The organism is Neopararhizobium haloflavum (assembly GCF_002750855.1).
In the GTDB taxonomy this organism is placed as follows: Bacteria; Pseudomonadota; Alphaproteobacteria; order Rhizobiales; family Rhizobiaceae; genus Georhizobium; species Georhizobium haloflavum.
The window spans coordinates 48502-64057 of sequence record NZ_NWUC01000006.1 but is presented as its reverse complement, the minus strand read 5'-3'; the positions used below and the strand labels follow the sequence as shown (position 1 = coordinate 64057).

The 15556-nt window shown below is 63.0% G+C and carries 16 protein-coding genes and 1 pseudogene; 14 read left to right on the top strand and 3 right to left on the bottom strand.

The features are described 5' to 3' along the window. Positions 1-35 precede the first annotated feature (35 nt). Complete coding sequence (locus CN673_RS13775) at positions 36-1115, bottom strand: MBL fold metallo-hydrolase (RefSeq protein ID WP_099866962.1); 1080 nt, start codon at positions 1113-1115, stop codon at positions 36-38. A gap of 81 nt (positions 1116-1196) precedes the next feature. Between CN673_RS13775 and CN673_RS13770 the strand changes: the two genes are divergently transcribed. The 14 genes and pseudogenes from CN673_RS13770 (at position 1197) to CN673_RS13710 (ending at position 13230) form a co-directional block, all read left to right on the top strand. Further along, the gene (locus CN673_RS13770) at positions 1197-1862 is read left to right on the top strand and encodes a CerR family C-terminal domain-containing protein (RefSeq protein ID WP_099866961.1); all 666 of its coding nucleotides are present in this window, start codon (positions 1197-1199) and stop codon (positions 1860-1862) included. After that, positions 1859-2815, top strand: coding sequence for an HlyD family secretion protein (locus tag CN673_RS13765; protein WP_099866960.1), 957 nt, complete (start codon positions 1859-1861; stop codon positions 2813-2815). The genes CN673_RS13770 and CN673_RS13765 overlap by 4 nt, the downstream gene beginning before the upstream one ends. Further along, positions 2812-3729, top strand: coding sequence for an ABC transporter ATP-binding protein (locus tag CN673_RS13760; protein WP_099866959.1), 918 nt, complete (start codon positions 2812-2814; stop codon positions 3727-3729). Before CN673_RS13765 ends, CN673_RS13760 begins: the two co-directional genes overlap by 4 nt. After that, positions 3726-4850, top strand: a complete 1125-nt coding sequence (locus CN673_RS13755) for an ABC transporter permease (RefSeq protein WP_099866958.1) — start codon at positions 3726-3728, stop codon at positions 4848-4850. The genes CN673_RS13760 and CN673_RS13755 overlap by 4 nt, the downstream gene beginning before the upstream one ends. A 71-nt stretch (positions 4851-4921) precedes the next feature. Beyond that, the gene (locus CN673_RS13750; RefSeq protein ID WP_099866957.1) at positions 4922-5434 is read left to right on the top strand and encodes a MarR family winged helix-turn-helix transcriptional regulator; all 513 of its coding nucleotides are present in this window, start codon (positions 4922-4924) and stop codon (positions 5432-5434) included. A 213-nt stretch (positions 5435-5647) separates the two neighbouring features. Continuing rightward, complete coding sequence (gene ffh, locus CN673_RS13745; RefSeq protein WP_099866956.1) at positions 5648-7201, top strand: signal recognition particle protein; 1554 nt, start codon at positions 5648-5650, stop codon at positions 7199-7201. Beyond that, the gene (locus CN673_RS13740) at positions 7202-7534 is read left to right on the top strand and encodes a chorismate mutase (protein ID WP_099866955.1); all 333 of its coding nucleotides are present in this window, start codon (positions 7202-7204) and stop codon (positions 7532-7534) included. Between the two features lie 85 nt (positions 7535-7619). Beyond that, positions 7620-8030, top strand: coding sequence for a 30S ribosomal protein S16 (gene rpsP / locus CN673_RS13735; protein WP_099866954.1), 411 nt, complete (start codon positions 7620-7622; stop codon positions 8028-8030). A gap of 98 nt (positions 8031-8128) precedes the next feature. Further along, positions 8129-8730, top strand: a pseudogene (rimM, locus tag CN673_RS13730) (ribosome maturation factor RimM); the annotation flags it as partial. Then, positions 8730-9431 carry a tRNA (guanosine(37)-N1)-methyltransferase TrmD gene (gene trmD / locus CN673_RS13725; RefSeq protein ID WP_099866952.1) on the top strand — a complete coding sequence of 234 codons (702 nt, stop codon included), beginning with the start codon at positions 8730-8732 and terminating at the stop codon, positions 9429-9431. The pseudogene rimM and the gene trmD, both read left to right, overlap by 1 nt. Before the next feature lie 178 nt (positions 9432-9609). After that, positions 9610-10125: a 50S ribosomal protein L19 gene (rplS, locus tag CN673_RS13720; protein WP_099866951.1), complete on the top strand. Its 516-nt coding sequence runs from the start codon at positions 9610-9612 to the stop codon at positions 10123-10125. Positions 10126-10273: 148 nt separating this feature from the next. Next, a complete protein-coding gene (locus CN673_RS20925) occupies positions 10274-10426 on the top strand; it encodes a hypothetical protein (RefSeq protein ID WP_157928901.1) in 153 nt (50 codons plus the stop codon). Positions 10427-10492: 66 nt separating this feature from the next. Next, complete coding sequence (leuC, locus tag CN673_RS13715; RefSeq protein ID WP_099867172.1) at positions 10493-11902, top strand: 3-isopropylmalate dehydratase large subunit; 1410 nt, start codon at positions 10493-10495, stop codon at positions 11900-11902. A gap of 110 nt (positions 11903-12012) precedes the next feature. Beyond that, positions 12013-13230 carry a GGDEF domain-containing protein gene (locus tag CN673_RS13710; protein ID WP_099866950.1) on the top strand — a complete coding sequence of 406 codons (1218 nt, stop codon included), beginning with the start codon at positions 12013-12015 and terminating at the stop codon, positions 13228-13230. A 4-nt stretch (positions 13231-13234) separates the two neighbouring features. On the opposite strand, the gene CN673_RS13705 is transcribed toward CN673_RS13710, so the two are convergent. After that, entirely contained in the window at positions 13235-14113 is an 879-nt protein-coding gene (locus CN673_RS13705) for a COG3904 family protein (protein WP_245409910.1), read from the bottom strand. Further along, on the bottom strand, positions 14113-15474 hold the full coding sequence (locus CN673_RS13700) for a hypothetical protein (protein ID WP_099867170.1): 1362 nt from the start codon (positions 15472-15474) through the stop codon (positions 14113-14115). Before CN673_RS13700 ends, CN673_RS13705 begins: the two co-directional genes overlap by 1 nt. Positions 15475-15556 lie beyond the last annotated feature (82 nt).

Here is a 15556-nt window from a genome sequence, read left to right as displayed (position 1 = left end):
GGCCGAAACGGGCTTGGATTACCAGTGCGCGGCGCTCAAGCGCCTGCATCTGGGACGTCCCAGACCTCGCCAGGACGCATCGGGCGAAAGCGCTCACGGGCAAGGTCTTTCGCGTCCAGCGCTGCATGCAGCGCCTGCACCGGCTCTTCGATGCCCTCGTTGGTCAGTCGGAACGTGCCCCAATGGTGGCCGGCAACATGGGCCGATCGGCTGAGCACCATCCCCTCCACCGCCTCGGAGGGATTTTGGTGCTGGCCCTTCATGAACCACCGCGGCTCATAGGCTCCGAAGGGGAGGATGGCGAGCCGGAACCCGCCGTGCTTTTGGGCTGCGGCCTGATAGTTGATGCCGTCATGAAAGCCGGTATCGCCGACATGATAGATCAAGCCGCCATCCGTCTCCATGACGAACGCGGCCCACAGGGCCATCCGCCGGTCCCGCGTCCCTCTTGCAGACCAGTGATGGCAAGGCTCGACATGGATGCGGGCACCGCCAACCTCGATGCTTTCACCCCAATCGCGCACCGCAATGCGCGCATCCCCTACGCGGGCGCGCACAATGGCATCATTGCCGAGCGGCGTGACGATCAGAGGCGCGTGGTGGACGTGAAGCCGTTCGAGCGTGTCGAGATCGAGATGGTCATAGTGATTGTGCGACAACAGGACGAGGTCGATCGGCGGCAGGTCATCGAAAGCGATGCCGGGCGCGTTGACGCGCTGCGGACCGGCGAAGCGTACCGGACTCGCGCGCTGTGACCATACTGGATCGGTCAGGATGTTGAGGCCGGCTGTCTGGATCAACAGCGTTGCATGCCCGACCATGGTGATGCGCAGGGATGTTCCCTCGATACGGTGCTCCGGCACGGTTTGGGCAAAGGGGCTTTCGAAGCGCTCCGGCCATGGCATTTTTCCGCCGCCGAGCTGCCAACGAACCAGGTCGAGAAAGCTGCCGGGCTCCATCCCGTCAGGATTGAAGAAGCGCTGACCATCGAAATGGTCGCTCTGCGGACCCGAGTAATAGGGGTTGCCTGCCGATGCGCGCGATACGCCCAGCCCGGCGACGCCGAGAAAGGCGGCCGACATTCCAGTCCATGTGAGAAAACGGCGACGGTTCATGGATGAGGAACCTAGGGCCGGCGGCGCGGCGCGTCGAGGTTCTGTTATTGCATTTAATCAAACGATTGATTAAACTATCGCATGAGCAACGATATATCCCAGCGATCCAGCGCGGCAGAAACGAAAGCCGCATTGATTGATGCAGCCCTTCGGCTCTTTGCCGACAAGGGATTTCAGGCGACCTCGACACGCGAGATCGCGTCGGCTGCCAGCGCGAACATCGGATCCATCGCTTATCATTTCGGTGGCAAGGACAGGCTCTATGTCGCCTGTGCCGAGCACATCGTGACGCAGATCGACGCGGTCGTCGGTGACGCCTTCAAACCGGATGTTTCGCGTCTGCCGGCACCGCTCGCCAGAATGGCAATGACGGCGGCGATCCGGCGTGTGGTTCGCTTCGTGGTGACAAGCGAGCAAGCCGGCAGCATTGTCCAGTTCGTGCTGCGCGAACTCCAGCATCCCGGCGAGGCACTCGACACGATCTATGGGGGCGTGTTCGAGCCGGTGCACCGGCGGGTGTGTGCGGTGTGGGAGCGCGTGACCGGCGAGCCGGCCGAAAGCGAGCGCACGCGCCTGACTGTGTTCACGCTGATCGGTCAGATCGTCTATTTCCGCATCGCTCGTGAGGCGGTCCGGCGGCGCATGGGCTGGACCGCATTCGGGGATCGCGAGGCGGAAGCCATCGCCGAGATTGCCGAAGCCAACCTCAATGCCATCATCGCTGCCCGCAAGGAGGGCGTGTCATGAGCTTGTTGTGCGCGTTGCCGCTGGTCGCATCGCTGCTTGCCAGTTGCACCGGAGCCGACGCGCTGGCTGTCGGCTATGTCGAAGGTGACTATACGCTGCTGGCGCCGACCGACGTGGCCCGCGTCGAGGCGGTGCTCGTTGCCCGTGGTGACAGGGTCGAGGCAGGGGAGGCCGTGGCAGAGCTGCAAAAGCGTGATGCCGAACTCGCCGTATCGGCCGCCCGCGCCGCGCATGCCGAAGCGCAGGCAGAACTGGCCGATCTGAAGAAGGGCAAGCGGCCGGAAGAGATTGCCGTCCTTGCGGCCGCGCTGTCCTCGGCAGAGGCGGCGCTGGCGGAAGCGGAGCGAGTGCTTGGCCGGACCCAAGACCTGGAAGCTCGCGGCATCGCCACGCGGGCCGAACTCGACAAGGCGGAAACGGCCCGCCGCACGGCCTCAGCCGAGGTCGCGGCCGCCCGTGCCAATCTCGAGGTCGCCCGTCTTCCGGCCCGGATCGAGGCGATCGAGGCCGCGACGATGCGGCGCGACGGGGCGAGGGCGGCGCTCGCGCAGGCCGAGTGGCAGCTCTCGGAGCGCACATTGCGCGCCGACGCAGCCGGCCGCGTCGACGATATCGTTCGGGCGGCGGGGGACGTTGCGGGACCGCAGGCACCCGTCGTTTCAATGCTGCCGGATGGCGCGGTCAAGCTGAAGCTATACCTGCCGGAACCTTCTCTTTCCTCTGTCTCCGTTGGAACGGTGCTCTCCGTGTCTTGCGACGGTTGCCCGTCCGGATTGTCCGCCAAGGTCAGCTATATCGCTTCCGAGCCGGAGTTCACCCCGCCGGTGCTTTATTCGATCGATGCGCGCCAGAAGCTCGTCTACCTCGTGGAAGCCCGACCCGACGGCACCGCAGCCGGTCTGAAGCCCGGCCAGATCGTTGATGTTTCGTTTGCCGGAGCTCCGACGTCATGAACGCGATCGAGGTCGCCGGGCTGGTCAAGCGCTTCGGGGGCAAGACGGTTGTCGACAATGTTTCCATGACGGTGGCGGGCGGCGAGATCGTCGGTTTCCTTGGTCCCAACGGCTCGGGCAAGACGACGACGATCCGAATGATGTGCGGGCTGCTGACGCCGGATGCGGGGCAGGGCCGTGTGCTCGGCTACGACTTGCTGCGCGAGGCGAGGAAGATCAAGCGCGAGGTCGGCTACATGACCCAGCGCTTTTCCTTCTACGAGGATCTGACGATCGAGGAGAATCTCGCCTTCGTGGCCCGGCTCTACGAGCTTGCACCGGCAAAGGCGCATGTCGAGCGAGCGCTGGAGGAACTCGGCATGACGAGCCGGCGTCGGCAGATGGCCGGCACGCTGTCGGGCGGGTGGAAGCAGCGCATGGCCCTTGCGGCCTGCATCATGCACAAGCCGAGGCTGTTGTTGCTCGACGAGCCGACGGCAGGGGTCGATCCGCAGGCGCGCCGCGAATTCTGGGACGAGATCCATCGACTGGCAGCTGACGGACTCACGGTTCTCGTCTCCACTCACTACATGGATGAGGCCGAGCGCTGCCACCGCATCAGCTACATCTCCTATGGCAAGCTCATCGCCAGCGGGACCGTTGTGGAGGTCGTGCGGGATGCAAAGCTTGCCACCTACGTCGTTTCCGGCGCTGATCTCGCCGCGATCGCCGCAAGTCTGAAGGCGGCTCCGGGCGTCGAGCAGGTCGCTCCTTTCGGCGCGACATTGCATGTCGTCGGCTCGGATCGTGCGGCGCTGGAAAGATCGTTGGAGCCTGTCGCGGCACGTGACGGCGTCAGGGTCCAAGAAGGCGAGACCAGCCTGGAGGATGTCTTCATCCAGTTCATGTCCCGCGCCGAGGACAACATGCGATGAGCGGTCTCTTCTCATTCACCCGGCTCGGAGCATTGCTCGTCAAGGAATTCATCCAGATGCGCCGCGACCGCATCACCTTCGCGATGATGCTCGCTGTCCCGCTGATGCAGCTCGTCCTTTTCGGGTATGCGATCAACAACGATCCCAAGGCCCTGCCCGCCGCGGTGGTGGCAACCAGCCAGGATCGCTATACGCGCGCCGTCATCTCCGCGCTGGAGATCACCGGATATTATCGTTTCGACCATGTCGTGCGCACAGTGGAAGAGGGTGAACGACTCATGGCGTCGGGAGCTGTCGTCTTTCTCGTCACCATCCCGTCCGATTTCGCGCGTCGCGTCGATCGCGACGACGATCCGACCATTCTGATCGAGGCGGACGCAACCGATCCCGCAGCCGCATCCGGCGCCATATCGACGCTCGGCACGGTTGCGGCGTCGGCCCTTGCCCGGGAGAGTGGGACGGTCAACGCGCGTCCGTCCGACATCGAGATCGTCGTTCATCGCCGCTACAACCCGGAAGGCATATCGCAGTACAACATCGTGCCCGGACTGCTCGGCGTCATCCTGCAGATGACCATGGTGATGATGACCTCGATCGCGCTCACTCGGGAAAGCGAGCGCGGGACGATGGAAAACCTGCTGGCGATGCCCGCCAGCCCGATCGAGATCATGCTCGGCAAGGTGTTGCCCTATCTCATCGTCGGCGCCGTTCAGGTGGCCGTGGTTCTGACGGCCGCGCGACTGCTTTTCGGCATTCCATTCATCGGCAGCGTCGGGCTGCTGCTCTCGGCAGTGCTGATATTCGTGTTCGCGCTGGTTTTGCTCGGCTACACCATTTCCACGATCGCCCGTACCCAGATGCAGGCCTTGCAACTGACCTTCTTCTTCTTTCTGCCGTCGATCCTGCTGTCGGGATTCATGTTTCCGTTTCGCGGCATGCCCGACTGGGCGCAGTGGATAGGCGAAGTCTTTCCGCTGACCCATTTCCTGCGGGTCATACGGGCGGTGATGCTGAAAGGGGCCGAGTTTTCGGCGGTGGCCTTCGAAACCGGTATCCTGGCCGCCTTTGTCTTGATCTACTCCGCCGTCGCGCTGACCCGGTTCCGTCGCACACTCGACTGATCACGCAGAGTTTATGCGCTGCTTCTAACGTACCATTGTCCGGTGACAACGCCATTGCTACGGTTGCAAGCATGCAGAGCCGCTTCGACAAGCAGGATCGTCTTTACCAGGCCGTGCGACTGATCCGGCCGATCCACCTCAACATCCAGCGCACGCTTGAGGTGCAACTGGCCGGCACTGGCATTTCCGTGGCGCAGCGCGATGTGATGGAAGTGCTCTATACCAGCGGGCCTCTCACCGTGCCGACCGCGACACGGATGCTCGGAATGAAGCGACAGTTCGTGCAGCGCACGATGAGTGACCTCATCGTGCTCGGCATGGTGGAGCGTCGCCGCGATAGCCGCCACAGCCGTGCCTATATCTGCCGCTTGACGGACAAGGGGTCTCGTCTCTTCCAGACGGTGCACGAGCGGGAGATGGCACTTCTGCGCCAGCGTCTCGGCGACATCAACATCACGGAAATCGTTGTTGCTCTGCGTGTTCTGGCGCGTGTTGCCGGCGCCTACGAGGCTGCAGCCGCCGACACGATCAACACCACTCCGATGCCTCAGTCCGCTGCGGCCAAAGAAGTGGTTCCGGCTTGACATTTGCCGTCAATTCCTGTTCAAGCCAGCGAAATTCCAGCGACGAGTGAAAGCTCCAAGCAGCCGACCGGGGCCATGAACGTCTGAAAGCGAGCCCGGAGGTCAACACCCGACAGCGCGATGCGCCCTCGGGTGATTTTGTGCTTTGGCTTGCATTCAGGCGCTGCAATCGCGACCTTCGGAGCTGTATGTCGAAGGCTGAAGGACTGACCGATGTTCGATAATCTCCAGGATCGCCTAGGTTCCATTCTGAACGGCCTGACCGGCCGCGGCTCGCTCTCCGAGAAGGATGTCTCGGCGGCGCTGCGCGAGGTCCGGCGGGCGCTTCTTGAAGCGGATGTGGCGCTGGAAGTCGTCCGCGACTTCACGGATCGGGTGCGCGAAAAGGCCGTCGGTGCGGAAATCCTGAAATCGATCAAGCCCGGCCAGATGGTCGTCAAGATCGTTCACGACGAGCTCGTCGCCATGCTCGGCTCGGAGGGCGTGACGATCGATCTCAACGCCCCTGCGCCAGTCGTCATCATGATGGTGGGCTTGCAGGGCTCGGGCAAGACGACCACCTCCGGCAAGCTTGCTCGGCGCCTGACCCGACGCGACAAGCATAAGGTGCTGATGGCCTCGCTCGACACGCGGCGCCCGGCTGCCCAGGAGCAGCTCAAGCAACTCGGCACGCAGACCGATGTCGACACCTTGCCGATCATTGCCGGCCAGTCGCCCACCGATATCGCGGCGCGTGCGGTTCAGGCCGCCAAGCTCGGCGGGCACGACGTCGTCATTCTCGACACCGCCGGCCGCACGCATATCGACGAGCCCTTGATGGTCGAGATGGCCGACATCAAGAAGCGCGCCAATCCGCACGAGATCCTGCTCGTCGCGGATGCGCTGACCGGCCAGGATGCTGTCAATCTTGCGCGCAATTTCGACGACCGCGTCGGGATCACCGGTCTCGTCCTGACACGTATGGATGGCGATGGGCGCGGCGGGGCCGCGCTTTCCATGCGCGCCGTCACCGGCAAGCCGATCAAGCTGATCGGCGTCGGCGAAAAGATGGACGCGCTGGAGGAATTCCACCCCAAGCGCGTCGCAGACCGCATCCTCGGCATGGGCGATATCGTCTCGCTGGTCGAAAAGGCCGCGGAAACCATCGACCAGGAAAAAGCCCAGGCGATGGCCGACCGGATGAAGGCCGGCAAGTTCGACCTGAACGACCTGTCCGACCAGATCAAGCAGATGTCGAAGATGGGCGGAATGGGCGGCATCATGGGCATGATGCCCGGGATGGGCAAGATGAAGGACCAGATGGCGGCGGCCGGGTTCGACGACAAGATTTTCGCGCGTCAGCAGGCGATCATTTCCTCGATGACCGCCAGGGAGCGTGCCAATCCCGACATCTTGAAGCACAGCCGCAAGAAGCGCATCGCCAGCGGTTCCGGCACGACGTCGGCCGACATCAACAAGCTGCTCAAGATGCACCGCCAGATGGCGGACATGATGAAGGCGATGGGTGGCAAGGGCAAGAAGGCGGGCCTTTTCGGCAAGATGATGGGCGGTCTCGGTGGCGGCATGGGTGGAATGGGGGGAGCGGGAATGCCGGATCTGTCGAAGATGGATCCCAAGCAGCTCGAGGCACTACAGAGACAGGCCGAAGCATCCGGGCTCGGCAAGGGTATGGGCGGAATGGGCGGTGGCTTGCCGGGCCTTGGTGGACCGCGTTTGCCGGGCCTTGGCGGCGGTGGGCTTCCCGGCCTGCCGGGGAGGAAAAAATAGATGGCAGTGAACGGCAAATCAGCAGTCGAGCAGCTCGGTGAGTTGCGGCGCTCGATCGACAATATCGATGCGGCGCTGGTCCATATCCTGGCAGAGCGGTTTCGCTGCACGCAGGCCGTCGGCGTGTTGAAGGCGACACACGGACTGCCGCCGTCGGATCCGGGTCGCGAGCAGGTGCAGATCGAGCGTCTGCGCCGTCTGGCCGATGACGCCAACCTCGATCCTGATTTCGCAGAGAAATTCCTGAACTTCATCATTCAGGAGGTCATCCGGCACCACGAGGCGATCGCCGCTTCCGACGTTGCCGGGGAAGGCCGACATTCCGCTTCGTGAGTGAAGCGGCCCAATGACGAATGCCGGCAGACCGGCGCAAACGCAAAGCCCGCCCACTGGCGGAAACATCAAGGAGTGAATTGAAATGGCACTGAAAATTCGTCTCGCCCGTGGCGGCGCAAAGAAGCGTCCCTACTATCACGTCGTTGTCGCCGACGTCCGCGCACCGCGCGACGGCCGCTTCATCGAGAAGCTTGGCCGCTGGAACCCGATGCTGCCGAAGGACGACGGTCAGCGCGTCGAGCTGAACGAGGAACGCATCAAGCATTGGCTCGACAACGGCGCGCTGCCGACCGACCGCGTGCTGCGCTTCCTGGATGAGGCCGGCATCTCCAAGCGTGATGCTCGCAGCAACCCGACGAAGGGCCAGCCGGGCAAGAAGGCGCAGGAGCGTCTCGCCGAGCAGAAGCAGAAGGAAGAAGAAGCCAAGGCAGCTGCAGCAGAGGCCGAAGCCGCCAAGAACGAGGCACCCGCCGAAGAAGCGTCTGCCGAATAATCCTTCTGACGTCCATGTCAGGATGAGCGACGGGCGGCGCCGCAGGTGGCCGCCCGTTTCTGTCTGATCGGACAGTGCTTGCAAGGACATTCCGATGACCCAATCCGGCAAATCCCAGATTCTCGTTGCCCGTATCGGCGGCGCGCACGGCATTCGCGGCGAGGTGCGCGCCCAGGTCTTCACGGCCGACCCACTGTCGGTCAGCGATTATGGCCCGCTTGTAGACGGTGACGGACGATCGTTTCGGGTTCTTCACGCGAAACCGGCCAAGTCCGTTTTCATCCTGAAGATCGAGGGGGTTTCGGACCGCGATGCCGCCGAAGCGTTGAACGGGGTCGATCTCTTCATCGATCGCAGCCGGCTGCCTGAGGACGCGCTCGATGAGGACGAGTTCTATCAGGACGATCTGATCGGATTGACTGCATTCGATCACGATGGCTCGAGCCATGGCAAGGTCGTTGCCGTCCACGATTTTGGCGCGGGTGTGGTCCTTGAACTGCAGCCCGATGCGGGGCGCACCGTGATGATCCCCTTCTCCGAGGCTGCGGTGCCGGAGATTGACATGGCGAACGGCCGATTGCGTGTGGAACCACTCGCGGCAGGTCTTGTCGACGCCGATGCGCCTCATTCGGAGCATGGAGCGACGTCCAAAGGCCCAGGAAGCCGACGCCGGCGGCCACCTCGGGCGGAGCCTTCCTGATGCCGTTCCGCGCCACGGTTCTCACGCTCTATCCGGAGATGTTTCCCGGCCATCTCGGCATGTCGCTTGCCGGGCGTGCACTGGAGCGTGGCGACTGGACGCTCGATCCGGTGCAAATCCGGGACTTCGCCGAAGACCGGCATCACACGGTCGATGACACGCCAGCGGGCGGCGGCGCCGGCATGGTGCTGAAAGCCGATGTTCTTGCGCGTGCCATCGACGGTATCCCAAGTGGATCCGACCTGCCGCGCCTCCTCATGAGCCCGCGCGGACGACCTTTGACGCAAAGCCGGGCGCATGCCCTTGCCGAAGGTCCTGGCGCGCTCATCGTCTGCGGCCGGTTCGAGGGCGTCGACCAGCGCGTCATCGATGGCCGCGGCCTCGAGGAAATCTCCATCGGAGACTACATCCTGTCTGGCGGCGAGCCGGCGGCTCTTGTGCTTCTCGACGCGGTGGTCCGTCTTCTTCCCGGCGTCATGGGCAACGCTCGGTCCGCGGAATCCGAAAGCTTCGAGAACGGACTGCTGGAGTATCCGCACTATACGCGGCCGCAGGAATTCGAAGGCATTGCGATACCCGACGTGCTGACATCGGGGCACCATGGGCGCATAGAGGCATGGCGGCGAAGCGAAGCGTTGAAACTGACGCGCGAGCGGCGCCCGGACCTCATCATCGGTGCGAAAAAAAACGACGATGCCTGATGACATCGACATCGGTTTCATGTATCGAGCGGCGCGCAAGGGCATCCTAACCCGCCCGCAAGACCACCAAGCAATGAATGGTGCACACGCTCCCGCCTCCGGGTCCATGTCCAGCGTCAACGACCAAGGACATATGAGCGCTCTGGCTGTTTGAAAAAGAACGAAAGGTTGACGAGCCATGGATATCATCCGTGAACTTGAGGCTGAACAGGCCGCCAAAATTGAAGCCAAGCGCCAGATTCCAGAATTTTCCCCCGGTGACACCGTTCGTGTTCTCGTGCGCGTCACGGAAGGCAACCGCACGCGTGTCCAGGCCTATGAAGGCGTGGTGATCGCCCGTTCCGGCGGCGGCATCCACGAAAACTTCACGGTCCGCAAGATTTCCTATGGCGAAGGCGTCGAGCGCGTATTCCCGCTTTACTCTCCGCTGGTCGAAGGCGTCGAGATCGTGCGTCGCGGCAAGGTCCGTCGTGCCAAGCTGTATTACCTGCGCGAACGTCGCGGCAAGTCGGCGCGTATCGTGGAGAACACCGGAACGCGCGCCCGCAAGCTGAACGAAGCCGAGCGTCAGGCCGCGGCCGACGAGAAGGCGCGCCTGGAAGCCGAGAAGGTCGCAGCGGCAGAGGCGCTGGCCAAGGAAAAGGCTGCCCAGGAAGCTGAAGAAGCCAAGGCGAACGAGCAGGCTGCGGAATAGGTTGCAGGCAGCATGGCCGCCACGATCCGCATTCTACAATGGTATCAGAGCGCCGGCTTCGCCCGGCGCTCTTTTCGTTTCAGCCGATGTCCGGCCTGGGCCGATGGCCAACATTGCCCAACCCGGCAAAGATTGATATGAGCAAGCCATGATTTCGGGTGAGCGCGTGGCACTGCAGCTTCCGCGTGGGACGATGCGTTTTCCCACGACGCTGAGCTATGCGCCGCTGCATGACCACAAGCGCCTTCCGGGCCGGTTTCATGCCCGTCTGACAGGCGCCGACGGCAGCGATATCGGCTGACCCCGCTCTTTGGCGAGTGCCGCCGGACCCCGCATCCCATTTATCCGCTTCGCATGGATCACGATGATGACCAATCCCACGACCCTTTACGACAAAATCTGGAACGACCACCTGGTCGACGAGCAAGATGACGGCACCTGCCTCCTCTATATCGATCGACATCTGGTGCATGAGGTGACGAGCCCGCAGGCTTTCGAGGGGCTGCGCATGACCAACCGCCAGGTGCGTCATCCCGAAAAGACGCTCGCCGTCGTCGATCACAATGTTCCGACAACGGCCGACCGCGCGGAGGGCATCAAGAACGAGGAAAGCCGCATTCAGGTCGAGGCGCTGGCCAAGAATGCTGCCGATTTCGGCGTCGAATACTACAACGAATCCGACGTTCGTCAGGGCATCGTCCACATCGTCGGGCCTGAGCAGGGGTTTACCCTGCCTGGCACGACCATCGTTTGCGGCGACAGCCACACATCCACGCATGGCGCCTTCGGTGCTCTCGCGCACGGCATCGGCACGTCCGAGGTTGAGCACGTGCTCGCCACGCAGACCCTGATCCAGGCGAAAGCCAAGAACATGCTGGTCCGCGTCGACGGCAAGCTGCCGGAAGGCGTGACCGCCAAGGACATCATTCTCGCCATCATCGGCGAGATCGGAACCGCCGGCGGCACCGGCCATGTGATCGAGTTCGCCGGCGAGGCCATCCGTGAACTTTCCATGGAAGGGCGGATGACCGTCTGCAACATGACGATCGAGGGCGGCGCGCGCGCCGGGCTGATCGCCCCTGATGAAAAGACCTTCGCCTACATCAAGGACCGTCCGAGGGCTCCCAAGGGCATGGCTTGGGACATGGCGCTCGAGTACTGGAAGACGTTGAAATCGGACGAGGGCGCGCATTTCGACAAGGTTGTCGTGCTCGATGCAGCAAACCTGCCGCCGATCGTCTCGTGGGGCTCTTCTCCGGAGGACGTCATCTCGGTTACCGGTGAAGTGCCCAACCCGGATGACATACCGGACGCAAACAAGCGTGCATCGAAGCGGCGCGCGCTTGAGTACATGGACTTGAAGCCGGGCACCAAGATCACCGACATCACGCTCGACCGCGTCTTCATCGGCTCGTGCACCAACGGCCGGATCGAGGACCTCCGTGCGGCGGCAAAGGTCGTCGAGGGCCGCAAGGTTCATGAGAATGTCGATGCGATGATCGTGCCAGGCTCTGGCCTGGTCAAGCGACAGGCGGAAGAAGAAGGTCTCGACAAGATCTTCATCGAAGCCGGATTCGAATGGCGCGAGCCGGGTTGTTCGATGTGTCTTGCCATGAACGACGACAGGCTGAAGCCGGGCGAGCGGTGTGCGTCGACCTCGAACCGCAATTTCGAAGGCCGCCAGGGCTTCAAGGGCCGCACCCATCTCGTTTCGCCGACGATGGCCGCTGCGGCGGCGATCGAGGGGCATTTTGTCGACATTCGCACGTGGAAGTGATCGGAAACCGCACGGGACAAGGCCGAAAAGCCGGCCTTTCTCCCGAAGCGTTTACTGACGGTTAGCGGCTTGGAGATAGTTTCGACCCATTGAAGCCGGGGGTCGGTTTTTTGGGTGCTTCTTTCATTCTGGCGATCAACATCGCGCTCGGTATCGCGATCATGGTCTCCTTTCTTGCGTTCGGTCTGTTCGACCGGACGCAGCGCGCCGCCTTCTGGTGGTTCGCCGCCTGCATCTTTGCGGTCATATCGGGCGCGATCGAATATGCGATGCCACCGATTACGTTTACCGGATCGGCGCGCTTCCTGATCTTCTCGGCCTTCGCGGTCTCCGTTTCGTGCCTCTCCATCGGCCTGGCGCTGCGCTATGTCGGCCGTATTCCGTGGGTGCCGATCGGCATCGGGTTTGCGTTGTCTCTCATCTGCTACGCTTCCATCGCCGAATTGCCGCGCCAATCCATGGCGCGCAATATCGGATACCAGGCCCCTTATGCGGGGCTGCAGCTCATCGGCCTCTACTATGTGTGGAAGGGGATGAAGCCCGATATCCTCGATCGCGCGGTGTTCGGCGGCGTCTTGTTCAACATGATGCAATACCTTGCCCGTCCGCCCATGGTCCTGCTCTTCGGCGGCAACGGGTCGACGCCGCAACAGTATCTGAGCACGGACTATGCCATGGCCAGCCAGACGCTGATGGCGATCGCATCGATCATCCTGGCGTTCCTGCTGGGCATCCGAATGCTGGCCGACGTGCTGTCCGGCATCCAGACCCGCTCGCAGATCGATCATCTGTCCGGCATGCTCAACCGGGATGCGTGCCAGCATCAGATCGAGACGATTCTGGCGACGAGTCGGCGCAATGGTCTGCCAATGACGTTGCTTCTTTGCGATCTCGATCACTTCAAATCGATCAACGACACCTACGGTCACCAGGTGGGTGATGCGGTGATCGCCGCATTTGGCCGACTCATCGATCGCTCCAAGCGGGCGGACGACATTTCCGGGCGAATGGGCGGCGAGGAGTTCTGCGTGTTGCTGCGCCACTGCGATGCACCCGGAGCGAGGCTTTTCGCCGAGCATCTGCGCATCGGCTTCAGCAGCCTGGATTTCGGGTTGTCTCATGTGAAAGGCGGCTTCACAGCGAGTTTCGGCCTCTACGTCATCAAGGCGGGCGATACCTTCGACAGCGCCTATGCCCAGGCCGATGCCGCTCTTTACGAGGCCAAGCGAAGCGGGCGCAATCGCGTCTGCCTCAACGGCGCTGCCGTGCCGTCAGCAAGCGAAGAGATGGTCCGTCCCTTTTCGCTCATTCGCGGGGATCGACGGTAGCCGACTATTCCGCAAGCGGCGTCGTCACCTGGAAATCTTCCAATTCCTGCGCCGTGAGATAGTGCAGCCGATCCGGCGGCGTTTCCAATGCGCGCAGCCAGAGGCCAGGCGCGATGCCCATCGCCTCGAGATAACGCGAGACCTTTGCAGTGGTATGCTGCGCTTGCGACATGGCATGAGCGGCAGACGGAAAGTCACTTGCGGCGCCGTAGACCTGGTGTACGCCGATTACCGCTTCCTCGTTGACCGTTCGCTCAATGCCGCCGGCCAGCACGATCGGACAGGACGAAGCGCACAGTGCGCCGCTTTCCACTCGGGTACCGAAGCCGCGTTCACGGATCAGCCTTCCGATCGCGAGTGCGTCGTCAACGGCGCCGCCGGGCGAATCGAGCGCGATCGTTGCGACATACTCTCCGCGTTCGGCGATCTCCTGTTCGAAGCGATCCGCTGCGCCCGGATCGATGGCGCCTTGCAGCAGCATTGTGCCTTCGGGCAGGAGTTCGAACTGCAGCGCCCCGCGCAGCGTTGCAGGATCGCTCGTGATCTCAAAGGGTGGCTGATCCGGTTTGCCGTCACTCAACGAAGGTGGAAGGACCTCAATTGTGCTGGGCGTGCTGCCGTCGGATGCCGTGGCAGCTTCGCGGATCGCCTGAAGGTCGAGGGCCAGCACGATGGCGCCACCAACAAGGATGAGCCGGAACAACCATTTGAAAAGCGTTCCATCGTCGAGCTGTGCGAGCGTCCTCAGAAAGCCGAGCCTCGGCACGGAGGCTGGCCGTTCGCGCCCGGCGTCATTGCTGTTTGCGGGTGGGGAGCCGCGTCTTACCGGCCACGGCGACGCCCGTTGCTGCTGCATCGCGGGACTCTCCTGCCCGGCTGCCATCACCCGTCCTTGCGCTGGCGGTGATGCGGCGATGCGAGCGCCGTGATCTTCGTGGGATCTTCCGGGGCGGATGCCCGGTCGGCGGCCGGGGGTTCCTGTTCTACGGCTGCGTCGACATGCGACCCGGCGTCTTCCTCTTCGTGGGCGGTCTCCACCGCGACGTCATGCGTCGGCCGGCGCGCGTCGATCGCGCGTTGGACGTCCATCGCCATCATCAGTTCGGCTGCGCTGATGCGTTCGGCAAAAGGCACCCGCGTTTCTGCGTCACGCAGCACGGAATGAACGACGGCGAGAACCATGATCAGTACCGCCGGCAGCAAGTCGATCGAGATGGCACCAGCCCAACTCGGTACGAAGTCGCGCGCGTAGCGCAGCACGGCCTCGGCACTGGAAAGCGGAACGAAGCGGCGCTCTGCCACCGGCTCGTTGGCGAGAATGTCGTCGGCCGCCTGGGAGAGCGCGGTCGACTGCGCGGCAACGGATTGCCGGATCGTACCCATGACGCGGTCCTGGCGAAGCACAAGGCCGGCTTCCCCGCCATCGGCGATTGGCGCAATGAAACCAAGCGAAAGGTCGTCTGCCGCCCGTTTGACCGCCGGAGCCACGGACGTCTGTTCCATTGCGGCAATGACGCCGGTCAGCGAAACCACGTGTTCGGCGAATTCGTCGGCCCGCGGGTCCACCGATCCCGTACCGGAGACAAGACCGCGCATGGTGGCGAGGTGCGCCTGGCCCTCTTCGAAGAGCGACTGCACGCGTTCACGCGATTGCGTGACGCTCGTTTCGAGTTCGCCAAGTTGGGCGGACATCTGGGAGAGCAACTGTACGACGCTTCCCGATCCCGACGTGCCGGTCAGTGCGCCGCTTTCACGCTCCTCCGCAGCAAGGCGAGAAAACCGTTCGGATGCCAGGCGGATATCGGGGAGGAGGCTCTGTGCGGCCAGTGCGTTCTCATGCGCGCGGTCAAGGTCCGACGTGTAGTCCTGGAGCGTCTCTGCGAGATGCTGTTCGAGCGCCGCCGATCCGGCGAGCGCCGCCGCGTTGAGCCAAGACGACATGGCGACGATCATCAGGCTTCCAAGGACCATGACGCCGACCAGCGCGCCTCGAGCGCCAGCGGCCGCGACATGCGGGAACAGCCGCATCATATAGGTCCAGAACGCATAGATGCCGACAGATACGGCGGCGGAGTAGATCACGGCGGCAAAGAACACGATCGTCGCTTCGCCGTCCAGAAGTCCGCGCACGCCAAGATAAGTATAGACGCCCGACGCCAGGGCCAATGTCGCCAAAGCGAACCGCGTCATCGTTTCGAGCGCGCCGATGCCCGCGTTCAGTCTGCTGACCGCACTGTTTGCCATCATCCAGCCCCTGTTCGTCCGGGCCTACTGTGTCAGTCGAAACCGGACAAATTCAAGGCCGTTCCTGTCTTGATGCAACCGC

Excerpts from the sequence above, each read along its gene's own strand:
- trmD (WP_099866952.1), top strand. The coding sequence starts at position 8,730 with ATGCCGTTCCGCGCCACGGTTCTCACGCTCTATCCGGAGATGTTTCCC.
- CN673_RS20925 (WP_157928901.1), top strand. The coding sequence starts at position 10,274 with ATGATTTCGGGTGAGCGCGTGGCACTGCAGCTTCCGCGTGGGACGATG.
- CN673_RS13700 (WP_099867170.1), bottom strand. The coding sequence starts at position 15,474 with ATGGCAAACAGTGCGGTCAGCAGACTGAACGCGGGCATCGGCGCGCTC.
- CN673_RS13775 (WP_099866962.1), bottom strand. The coding sequence starts at position 1,115 with ATGAACCGTCGCCGTTTTCTCACATGGACTGGAATGTCGGCCGCCTTT.
- rpsP (WP_099866954.1), top strand. The coding sequence starts at position 7,620 with ATGGCACTGAAAATTCGTCTCGCCCGTGGCGGCGCAAAGAAGCGTCCC.
- CN673_RS13770 (WP_099866961.1), top strand. The coding sequence starts at position 1,197 with ATGAGCAACGATATATCCCAGCGATCCAGCGCGGCAGAAACGAAAGCC.
- rplS (WP_099866951.1), top strand. The coding sequence starts at position 9,610 with ATGGATATCATCCGTGAACTTGAGGCTGAACAGGCCGCCAAAATTGAA.
- leuC (WP_099867172.1), top strand. The coding sequence starts at position 10,493 with ATGACCAATCCCACGACCCTTTACGACAAAATCTGGAACGACCACCTG.
- CN673_RS13755 (WP_099866958.1), top strand. The coding sequence starts at position 3,726 with ATGAGCGGTCTCTTCTCATTCACCCGGCTCGGAGCATTGCTCGTCAAG.
- CN673_RS13765 (WP_099866960.1), top strand. The coding sequence starts at position 1,859 with ATGAGCTTGTTGTGCGCGTTGCCGCTGGTCGCATCGCTGCTTGCCAGT.
- CN673_RS13705 (WP_245409910.1), bottom strand. The coding sequence starts at position 14,113 with ATGGCAGCCGGGCAGGAGAGTCCCGCGATGCAGCAGCAACGGGCGTCG.
- CN673_RS13740 (WP_099866955.1), top strand. The coding sequence starts at position 7,202 with ATGGCAGTGAACGGCAAATCAGCAGTCGAGCAGCTCGGTGAGTTGCGG.
- CN673_RS13750 (WP_099866957.1), top strand. The coding sequence starts at position 4,922 with ATGCAGAGCCGCTTCGACAAGCAGGATCGTCTTTACCAGGCCGTGCGA.
- CN673_RS13760 (WP_099866959.1), top strand. The coding sequence starts at position 2,812 with ATGAACGCGATCGAGGTCGCCGGGCTGGTCAAGCGCTTCGGGGGCAAG.
- ffh (WP_099866956.1), top strand. The coding sequence starts at position 5,648 with ATGTTCGATAATCTCCAGGATCGCCTAGGTTCCATTCTGAACGGCCTG.